At 61.2% G+C, this 8,815-nt stretch carries 10 protein-coding genes; 7 read left to right on the forward strand and 3 right to left on the reverse strand.

Annotation, left to right across the window (positions count from 1 at the left end):
* Together ACHFGA_RS10800 and ACHFGA_RS10805 are read left to right on the forward strand one after the other, a co-directional pair.
* A partial coding sequence (locus ACHFGA_RS10800) for an inositol monophosphatase family protein (protein ID WP_394282383.1) occupies window positions 1-669 on the forward strand: 669 nt, incomplete at its 5' end.
* A gap of 115 nt (window positions 670-784) precedes the next feature.
* Entirely contained in the window at window positions 785-1,078 is a 294-nt protein-coding gene (locus ACHFGA_RS10805) for a DUF4193 domain-containing protein (protein WP_394282384.1), read from the forward strand.
* A gap of 75 nt (window positions 1,079-1,153) precedes the next feature.
* Here ACHFGA_RS10805 and ACHFGA_RS10810 read toward each other — a convergent pair whose 3' ends face one another.
* On the reverse strand, window positions 1,154-1,663 hold the full coding sequence (locus tag ACHFGA_RS10810) for a DUF3093 domain-containing protein (RefSeq protein WP_394282385.1): 510 nt from the start codon (window positions 1,661-1,663) through the stop codon (window positions 1,154-1,156).
* A gap of 67 nt (window positions 1,664-1,730) precedes the next feature.
* Between ACHFGA_RS10810 and dut the strand changes: the two genes are divergently transcribed.
* From dut to dxs, 4 genes are all read left to right on the forward strand, one after another.
* A complete protein-coding gene (gene dut / locus ACHFGA_RS10815) occupies window positions 1,731-2,198 on the forward strand; it encodes a dUTP diphosphatase (RefSeq protein WP_394282386.1) in 468 nt (155 codons plus the stop codon).
* Between the two features lie 63 nt (window positions 2,199-2,261).
* Entirely contained in the window at window positions 2,262-3,182 is a 921-nt protein-coding gene (locus ACHFGA_RS10820) for a DUF3710 domain-containing protein (protein WP_394282387.1), read from the forward strand.
* Window positions 3,182-4,462 carry a class I SAM-dependent RNA methyltransferase gene (locus ACHFGA_RS10825; RefSeq protein ID WP_394282388.1) on the forward strand — a complete coding sequence of 427 codons (1,281 nt, stop codon included), beginning with the start codon at window positions 3,182-3,184 and terminating at the stop codon, window positions 4,460-4,462. Before ACHFGA_RS10820 ends, ACHFGA_RS10825 begins: the two co-directional genes overlap by 1 nt.
* Window positions 4,463-4,565: 103 nt before the next feature.
* Entirely contained in the window at window positions 4,566-6,482 is a 1,917-nt protein-coding gene (gene dxs, locus ACHFGA_RS10830; RefSeq protein WP_394282389.1) for a 1-deoxy-D-xylulose-5-phosphate synthase, read from the forward strand.
* Here dxs and ACHFGA_RS10835 read toward each other — a convergent pair.
* Together ACHFGA_RS10835 and ACHFGA_RS10840 are read right to left on the reverse strand one after the other, a co-directional pair.
* Window positions 6,479-7,675 carry an HRDC domain-containing protein gene (locus tag ACHFGA_RS10835; protein ID WP_394282390.1) on the reverse strand — a complete coding sequence of 399 codons (1,197 nt, stop codon included), beginning with the start codon at window positions 7,673-7,675 and terminating at the stop codon, window positions 6,479-6,481. The two genes, dxs and ACHFGA_RS10835, sit on opposite strands and share 4 nt — an antisense overlap.
* A 1-nt stretch (window position 7,676) precedes the next feature.
* Window positions 7,677-8,330, reverse strand: a complete 654-nt coding sequence (locus ACHFGA_RS10840) for a DUF3000 domain-containing protein (protein ID WP_394282391.1) — start codon at window positions 8,328-8,330, stop codon at window positions 7,677-7,679.
* Between the two features lie 153 nt (window positions 8,331-8,483).
* Here ACHFGA_RS10840 and ACHFGA_RS10845 point away from each other — a divergent pair.
* The coding region (locus tag ACHFGA_RS10845) for a chlorite dismutase family protein (protein ID WP_394282392.1) at window positions 8,484-8,815 on the forward strand (332 nt) is incomplete at its 3' end.

The raw sequence follows: 8,815 nt of genomic DNA on the forward strand, positions 1-8,815 counted from the left end.
GCATTCATCGTCGATCAGATTAACCGCACGCGCCCCGGCGACGGCATCATCGGTGAAGAAGGTGCCAATAAAGAATCGACCACCGGGGTGGAATGGATCGTTGACCCCATCGATGGGACCGTCAACTTCCTCTACGGCATCCCCGTCTACGCCGTCTCCATTGGCGTAGCCGTCGACGGAGGACTAGTCGCCGGAGCCGTGCTGAACGTTGCCACCGGCGAACTGTATTACGCAGCCGAGGGGGAAGGTGCCTTTCGGGATCACGAAGGTACGACAACCCGGCTTCAGACCAACACGCTTAACGACACGACAGAAGCAATGGTGGCCACCGGGTTTGGCTACACCTCCTCTCGTCGTAAAGCGCAGGCGCAGATCTTGACCCACGTCCTGCCCCAGGTGCGCGACATCCGTCGGATGGGCGCGGCCGCCTTGGACTTCTGCCACCTCGCCGCAGGCCGCATTGACGCGTATTACGAGCATGGCCTCCACCCATGGGACTTTGCAGCAGGCGCGGTGATCGCGCGTGAGGCGGGGGCCCACGTTCAGGTGCCCGGCCTTCGAGCTTCCGGTGACGATGGGGAAGTGGTTATTACCAGCGTACAGGGCATTTCCGCGGCTTTCGACACGCTTCTCGACGAGGCCGGTGCAAAAAAGAATGTCCCGATGTGAATGGCGAAGATGACAGAACGCTAAGCATGATCTAGTATCCGTTCAAAAGTTCCATAAATTGATTGCCGAACGTTTAAGGCAAGCATACGAATTGACGATCATGAAAGGCGCACATATGGCGACTGACTATGACGCACCGCGACGCCGTCTTGACGACGAGTTGGAGACCGATTCTTTCGAAGGTCTCAAGGCAGCAGAGGTAGCAGGCAGCAGCATGGACGACGAGGGGGAAATCGTCGACTCCTTCGAAATTCCGCAGGCCGACCTGTCTGGTGAAGAGTTGAACGTGACCGTCGTTCCGCGCAAGGAAAACGAATTCACCTGCTCTTCCTGCTTCTTGGTGCAAAAGAATAACCGCCTCGCCTACGAAGAGGCGGACGGCTCCAAGATCTGTCTCGACTGCGAGTAGACGCCGCACGTCAAAAACTGTCAAAAACAAAGGCCACCGAGAAGGAACCTGGGTGGCCTTTGCTCTGCGTGTTCGTTAGCTATTGTGCGCCGCAACCGTGCTGGGAGCGTAGGCCTCCAGCAAAGCCTCGGGATCCTTACTAGAGATCAACCAGTAGGGGGTGGGATCTTCCGGGTCATCCAGCACGATCAGCGCCAGCTCCTTAATCCACCCCTTCGACACGACGAAGGCCGCCGGATCCAGCTGCCGGCCAAGCGCATTCCGCTTCGCGGACTCAGGGACCACCATCGAGCGATCGACAACGGACGATGGCAGGCTTGCCTGGTCAACGATCAGCCACCGCGTGCCATCCGGGTCAGCCTCCACCGTGATGGTGGTGCGCGACATCCACAATAACACCCAACCGCCCACTACGAAGGTGCCGATCAGCCACACCCACGTCCAGATGGGCGCGCGGTTCAGCCCGAATTGGAAACCGACCAACGCCGAGAAAGCCGCAAGCAGCAGCCACCAGTACCACGGCACCCACTGACGTTCCTTGTACAGCGTGCGTGGCGTGCCTTGAGAAGATGTCGATTCAGTCACGCCTCATACTTTAGGTGAGGGTCCGACTAAAGTCCCATTCCCGCGCCCACCAACTGCCTGCCGTAGTGTGGAGAGCGTGACTAACAACGATTCAAGTATCGGACCAATTCCGCTGCAGCGACTCGACAAGCATCTGCCCATGCCTCAGCGTGCACACCGCGGAGACGCAGGCGTTGACCTCTACGCTGCAGAAGACGTCACCCTAGCCCCGTTCCAGCGCAGCCTGGTCGGCACGGGCGTGGCGCTAGCACTGCCATTGGGAACAGTGGGATTAGTCCATCCGCGCTCCGGCCTAGCCGCAAAGCAGGGCCTCTCTATCGTCAACGCCCCCGGCACCATCGATGCCGACTATCGTGGCGAGATCAAGGTCAGTCTGATCAACCTTGACCCAGAAACGCCCATTGAGATCACCCGCGGAATGCGCATCGCCCAACTTCTCGTGCAGAAGGTAGAGTTGTGCGACTTCATGGAAGTCGAAGAACTCGACGAGACTGAGCGCGGCATGGGAGGACACGGTTCGACCGGAACGCACTAGCTCGCTTTTCGACGAAACACCCACGCTGTAGTTACTAAAAACCCAAAGGAAGGAACCGAATTCATGGCACTGTGGCCGTTTGGCAAGAAGAAAGACCAAGAGAAAAACCAGGACCAAAGCCAGGAAGCTGCACAGGAGCAGCCTCCAGTCGAGGCTTCACCGGCAGATACGGCAGAAAACGCGGAAGCTGCTGAGGCCCCTGAGCCCGCTGCGCAGGAAGCCACGGACATCCCTGTCGCGCCGGGAGCTACCGGCAGGATTGAGCATGACCCGATCAACGGCAACATCGGGCCGTTTGATGGCGACGCTGTAGAGATCGATGATTTCGATTTCTCGGACTTCTCCGCATCTGTCTTGAACCTGGGTTCGATGCGTCTACCGCTTCCAAAGGAATCACAGGTGCAGGTAGAGATGAATGACCAGGGCCCCCGAATGCTGCACATCGTCACGCACCATGGGCGGATGACCCCGGTGGCCTTTGCGGCTCCGAGCTCGGGCGGCCAGTGGGAGAACGCCATTGAAGAGATCGCTGATGGCATGCGCGAGCAGGGTCTGCCCGTCACGTTTGAGATGGGGCCGTGGGGCCGCGAGGTCATCGGTCACGGCGGTAATGGTGCCATCCGGATTATGGGTATGGACGGGCCCCGTTGGATGCTGCGTATCACGTGCGTTGCTCCGACGGGTAAGGAAGAGCAACTAGCCACGCTGGCCCGTGAGATGGCTGCGCGTTCCTTCGTCTACCGTGGTGATGATCCCATCTTGGCAGGAAACTCCCTCCCAGTGATGCTGCCGCAGCAGTTGGCTGAGCAGGTGCAGGAGGCTGTCCAGCAGCGCGCCCAGCAACCTCAGCAGCAGGCGCAGGCAGGCCAGGCCCAGCCACAGCAACCACAGCAGCCGCAGCAGCCAGGAGCGAGCGAGAACCAGATGCATGAGGCGATGCAGCGCCTGATGAACAACCAGAACCCGAATGGGAAGCAGAACTAGTGGACAACTACTCAACCGGTGACACCCTGACGTTGAAGATCACCGGCATGGCCCATGGTGGCGAGGGCATCGCGCGTGCCGACGATGGCCGCGTCATCTTCGTCGCAGGGGCACTTCCCGACGAGACCGTGAGCGCCACCGTGGTGAAGGCGAAAAAGCGGTGGGCACGCGCCACCTTGGACTCGGTGATTGAAGCATCGAGCAACCGCCAGGAATCTTATTGTCAGGCCTATAAGGCGGCCGCGGGCTGCTGTGATCTTTCTTATTACGCCTGGCCGGAATCCTCTGTTGCCAAGCACCAGATTTTAGACGGCCAGATTGCAGCGTTGGCGGGGCGTTCCCAAGTGATGGAGGAATTCGTCGATAAGCAAGACGACAATCGCGTTCTCTCCCTTGACGATGAGGCCGATGCGGGCCGTGGGTACCCGCTGCCGTGGCGCACCCGTGTCCGATTTGGCGTTAATGATGAGGGCGTGGCCGGAGTGCGCAAGGCGAAGTCCACGGAGATCGTCACGGCGCGGTGTGCTCAGGTGATCCCTGCGATTTACGACGAGCTGGAGAAGCACCGCTTCACCCCTGGCGCAGAAGTCGTCGCTGTCTATGACGGTGAAGGCCAGGTGCACGTTGTGGAGACGCAGCGTGGGCCACGCGGGAAGCGGATGGAGACCATTGAGAAGGTCGTGGCCGGTTCAGGAACCGTGACCGAGAAGATCGGCGACTATACCTTCACGTTTCCCGCTACCGCTTTTTGGCAAGCGCACGCCCAAGCGCCAAGCCTCTACGACCGGGTGATCCGGCAGTGGGCCGCAGGCGACTATGACCGCAAGGTGGGGTGGGACCTGTACGGGGGAGTGGGCGCTTTTGTGCCCGCCGTTGCAGAATCGTTGAGCCCCGACGCCCCAGAAGCCACGGTGTATTCGGTCGATTATTCTCCGGCTGCCAACGCCACGGGCCAGGACAGTTTGAAGGGCCTGCGCGTGGAATCGGTGGACGGGAAGGTCGAGTCGGCCGTCGATAAGCTTCCTGATCCCGGGCTTGTCGTGCTGGACCCGCCACGCACCGGTGCAGGGCAGGATGTTGTTGCGGCAATTGCGGCGAAGCGTCCGGAGCGCGTCATTCATATTGGTTGTGACCCGGCCACCTTCGCGCGCGACCTGGCGGCATGGGGGACGAGCGGATACCGCGTGAAACGTTATGCGAGCGCTGATGCTTTTCCTGGCACTCACCACTTTGAGGCGTTGGCACTGCTGGAGCCGGCGCAGGACAACAAGGCCGGATAGCACCATTAGTTTGAGGGCTGATCTCACGTGTAAGATAGCGCTCTAACGTATTAACGGGTAAAACAGCGCTAAAAGGGAAAGTCAAAGGAGAGTCGGAGCACAGATGACCATCTTGAGCGGAATCTCGTCGCCAGCAGATGTCAAGGCGCTGACAGATGCGGAACTTGACACGCTTGCCGACGAAATCCGCCAGTTTCTCATCGAGAAGGTGTCCGCCACCGGTGGGCACCTGGGGCCGAACCTAGGCGTGGTGGAGCTGACTATCGCGCTGCACCGGGAATTCTCTTCCCCGCGCGAACCGATCATTTTTGACACATCCCACCAGTCCTATGTGCACAAGATCCTGACTGGGCGTGCTGACCAGTTTGACACGCTGCGCCAGAAAGATGGCCTGTCCGGCTATACCGACCGTGGTGAAAGCGAGCATGACTGGACAGAGTCCTCGCACGCGTCGGCGGCGCTGTCCTATGCCGACGGTATGGCGAAGGCATTTGAACTGTCGGGTCAGGGCCACCGCAATGTGGTGGCGGTCGTTGGTGACGGCGCGCTGACCGGCGGTATGTGCTGGGAGGCGCTGAACAATATTGCCGCTGGTGATCGTAACGTGGTCGTGGTGGTCAACGACAACGGGCGCTCTTATTCGCCGACCATTGGCGGTTTCGCCAACAACCTGGAGAGCCTGCGCTCTCAGCTGGCTAACCTGCGCATCCAACCGGGCTATGACGAAGTCATGGAGCATGGCAAGAAGACCCTGAAGTCGATGGGGTGGGTGGGCGAGCGCACCTTCGACGCTTTGCACGCGCTGAAGGAAGGCGTGAAGTACCAGGTCCTGCCTACGGAGATGTTCCCCGAGCTGGATATGAAATATGTCGGCCCGGTCGAAGGTCACGACATTGGGGCACTGTGCCAGGCCCTGGATTATGCCTCCAAGTACGAAGGCCCGGTGATCGTCCATGTGGCGACGGAAAAGGGCCACGGATTCGCCCCGGCGGTCAACGATATTGCTGAGCAGATGCACTCCACCGGCGTGATCGATCCGGTGACAGGGGAGCCGATGAAGAAGTCCCGCCCCGGCTGGACTTCGGTGTTCTCTGAGGAGTTGGTCAAGGCCGGCGAGAAGCGTGACGACATCGTGGCGCTCACTGCCGCCATGGCAGGACCCACGGGGCTCACACCTTTCGCGGAGAAATTCCCTTCGCGTTTCTTCGACGTGGGAATCGCTGAACAGCACGCCGTCACCTCGGCTGCGGGTTTGGCCCTGGGTGGCTACCATCCTGTGGTCGCGCTGTACTCGACGTTTTTGAACCGTGCCTTTGACCAGATGCTGATGGACGTGGGCCTGCTGCGCTTGCCCGTGACATTCGTGTTGGACCGGGCCGGAGTCACCGGTTCGGACGGCGCCTCCCACAACGGCGTGTGGGACATGGCGATCGCCTCGATCGTCCCTGGCATGCGTATCGCCGCCCCGCGTGATGCCACCCGGCTTATCGAAGAGTTCAACGAAGCCATCGACTATAAACAGGGTCCGACGATCGTCCGTTTCGCGAAGGGCGATGTCGGCCCTGATATCGAAGCCGAACTCCGACTGGACTCAGGCGTAGATGTCCTCTTCGAGCCTGAGCGTGACGACGAAGCACCCCACGTTCTGCTCGTTGCCGTCGGGGCGTTCTGCGAGGCTGCCGTGAAGGTAGCAACAGAGCTTGCCGACGAGGGCGTGGCTGTGACCGTGGTCGACCCGCGGTGGGTGGTGCCTGTTTCTCCTGAGATCGTGGAGCTGGCCACCGACGCGGGCCTCGTCGTTGTCTATGAAGACGGGATTCTCCGAGGCGGGGTCGGTTCGGCAATTTCTGAAGCTTTGGATATGGCCCAGGTGGATACCCCGGTCCGCCACCTCGCATTCCCGTCGGTGTTCCCGAAGCATGCTTCGCGTGGCGAAATCCTTGCGCAGTACGGTCTCGACGCCGATTCAGCCCGTGATTCGATCCGTGCGTGGGTGGAGTTTCTCGCAGAACGCGACTAGTCCTCGTGCACGTGGGCGGCGATGATGGGCGCGGTCTGCTCCACCTGCCATGGCCGAGCCCCTGACTGGCTCAGCGCGGTAGCCACGCGGTGAGCCGTCCACGCCCCTGAAACAGTGGTGGCCTTCCATACGATCTCGCGCAGCACCACAGGCGCCAGGAGATCCGCGGTGGGCACGCTGAGCTCGTCGGCACGCGCGGCAACATCCGCCCTGATCTGCTGGAGCACCGCGTAGGACTCGGGGTATTCGCGCTGCCACAGTGACTTGCCGGGCAAAAGGCCTTGGTCGCGCTTAGGCGCCGGGTACGTAGCGGGTGAGGCTTCGCGGGCCTCGACGATGGCCGGCCAGGGATCGAATGCGCGGCGCACGCCACGGGTCCGCAGCGCTTCACGACGACTCCGCGGGGCCGAGTGCGCCAACTCCACCAACGCCTTGTTCGACAACAAAGCCCCTGGTGCTGTGTCTGTGTCACGGGCGTGCTCCTCGCGTTTCATCCAGAGGGCACGCGCGGTGTTCAGTGCCTTCGGGGAGCGCAGTTTGCCCAGCCACTTGGTATCGCGCCAGTGTCGGGTGGGTGGCTCGCGGTCGTCGGCATGCTTCTCGACGATCGCATCGCATTCTTGCTCAAGCCAGCCCAATTTTCCTTGGGCGTCGAGCATTTCGGCCTGTGCTTCGGCAACCAAAGGGAGGTAGATGACATCGAGGGCGGCGTAGTCGAGCCAGTCGTCGGGAAGCGGTGTGGTGGACCAGTCCTCGCGCCCGTGGCCTTTTTCGAGTGCGACGTCGCAGAATTCTTCGACCATGGCGGCAAGGTTTGGGCGCTCGAAGCCGGCAAGGCGGCCGGCCAGCTCCGTATCGAAAAGAGTTCCAGGGTACAGGCCAAGCCAGCCCAAGCTGGGAAGGTCTTCGCCGGCGGCATGGACGATCCACTGTTTCCCGCCCACTACCGGGGCGAGGATGTGTTCCAACTCTGGCCGGAGGCCCTCTGGTGCAAACAGGAATGTGCCGGCGTCGCGGCGGTAAATCTGAACCAGAAAGGCGCGGTCGTCATACCGGTACGCGGAGGCGCGCTCAGTGTCGATGGCGAAGGGGCCGCGACCATCTGCTAAAGCCTGCGCGGCGCGCTTAAAGCCCTCAGTGGTGGTGACTAATTCGTAGCTCAAGTCCTGTACGCCGGCGTGGGGTGTGGCCATCTTAGCGGCCAGGGAGTTCCGTCACCCCGACCGGTGGCAGGCCAGCGACAAGTGCGAGGACGGCAGAAAAAGCCTCCACGTGCGAGGACAGGTCGATGCCATCTGCGGTCCATGAGGCGCGCATTTCCAGCTGGTAGGCCCGTGGTGGGCCGCCGATCTCGCCGAAACGCACGCTCGCTGTGGACGTGACTGTGCCGCCGAGGTTGGTGAATCCCGCACCGGCTTCCGCCAGTGATTCGTTGAGCCATTGCCACGCAACATCGGGCAAGAGTGGATCATTGGCCACCGCGTCATCCATATCCGCCTGGATATAGGCCACAAGACGCATGGACCCTTCCCACGCTTCCTCCGCCTCAGGGGAGTGCAAAAGGATCAGGCGCCCAAAAGCGTCGCCGTCTGGGCGGTTGGTGGGTGCGTCGTCGTTGCCCTTGGATACTTCGAGCCCGATCGCGTGGCTGTACGGGGCGGGGCGTTGCGGTGGGCGAATTGTTCCCAGCGTGATCTCAGGGCGCAGGTTGACGTCATGCATCGATTCCACTGCGGCGGAGAACTCGCTCGGGAGGGAGGAAGAGTCGCCACTCGAGGGCGCGCCTGCATGCACAGCCGGATCGTGATGCGCTGCAGGGGACTGGGGGGTCGAGTCGGAATTCGTCACGACCTTCAACGTAATGAGAACGTCCACCATTTCGGTGGAGGCGCGCCGTTGACCGCCAGTGGCGGGCTGATAGGGTGGATACTACTTTCGTTTGATTGACCCTGTGAAAGGACACAACAAGTGGCAAAACTTGATTTCGATAAGCTCAACAGCATGCAGCGCTACACCCAGTGGATCACACTGCGCGCCCTGCCAGGAGCGCTGAGTGAAGATCGTGAGCAGGTCATCGAGGAGGCACGCACGTTCTTCGATACCTTGGAGGACGAGGGCGACCTCATCGTGCGCGGCATCTACGACATCTCTGGCTCCCGCGCTGAGGCGGATGTGATGATCTGGTGGCACGCAGAGGAATTCTCCACCCTGCAGGATGCCTACAACCGCTTCCGCCGCGACACCGCTTTGGGCCGCGCCCTTGAGCCTTTCTGGATCGGCAACGGCCTGCACCGCCCAGCGGAATTCAACAAGTCCCACCTGCCATCCTTCAT

It is taken from the genome of Corynebacterium sp. (assembly GCF_043426755.1).
In the GTDB taxonomy this organism is placed as follows: Bacteria; Actinomycetota; Actinomycetes; order Mycobacteriales; family Mycobacteriaceae; genus Corynebacterium.

What these genes read in the sequence shown, in the direction of transcription:
- ACHFGA_RS10805 (WP_394282384.1), top strand. Translation starts at nt 785, where the DNA reads ATGGCGACTGACTATGACGCACCGCGACGCCGTCTTGACGACGAGTTG.
- ACHFGA_RS10820 (WP_394282387.1), top strand. Translation starts at nt 2,262, where the DNA reads ATGGCACTGTGGCCGTTTGGCAAGAAGAAAGACCAAGAGAAAAACCAG.
- dxs (WP_394282389.1), top strand. Translation starts at nt 4,566, where the DNA reads ATGACCATCTTGAGCGGAATCTCGTCGCCAGCAGATGTCAAGGCGCTG.
- ACHFGA_RS10835 (WP_394282390.1), bottom strand. Translation starts at nt 7,675, where the DNA reads ATGGCCACACCCCACGCCGGCGTACAGGACTTGAGCTACGAATTAGTC.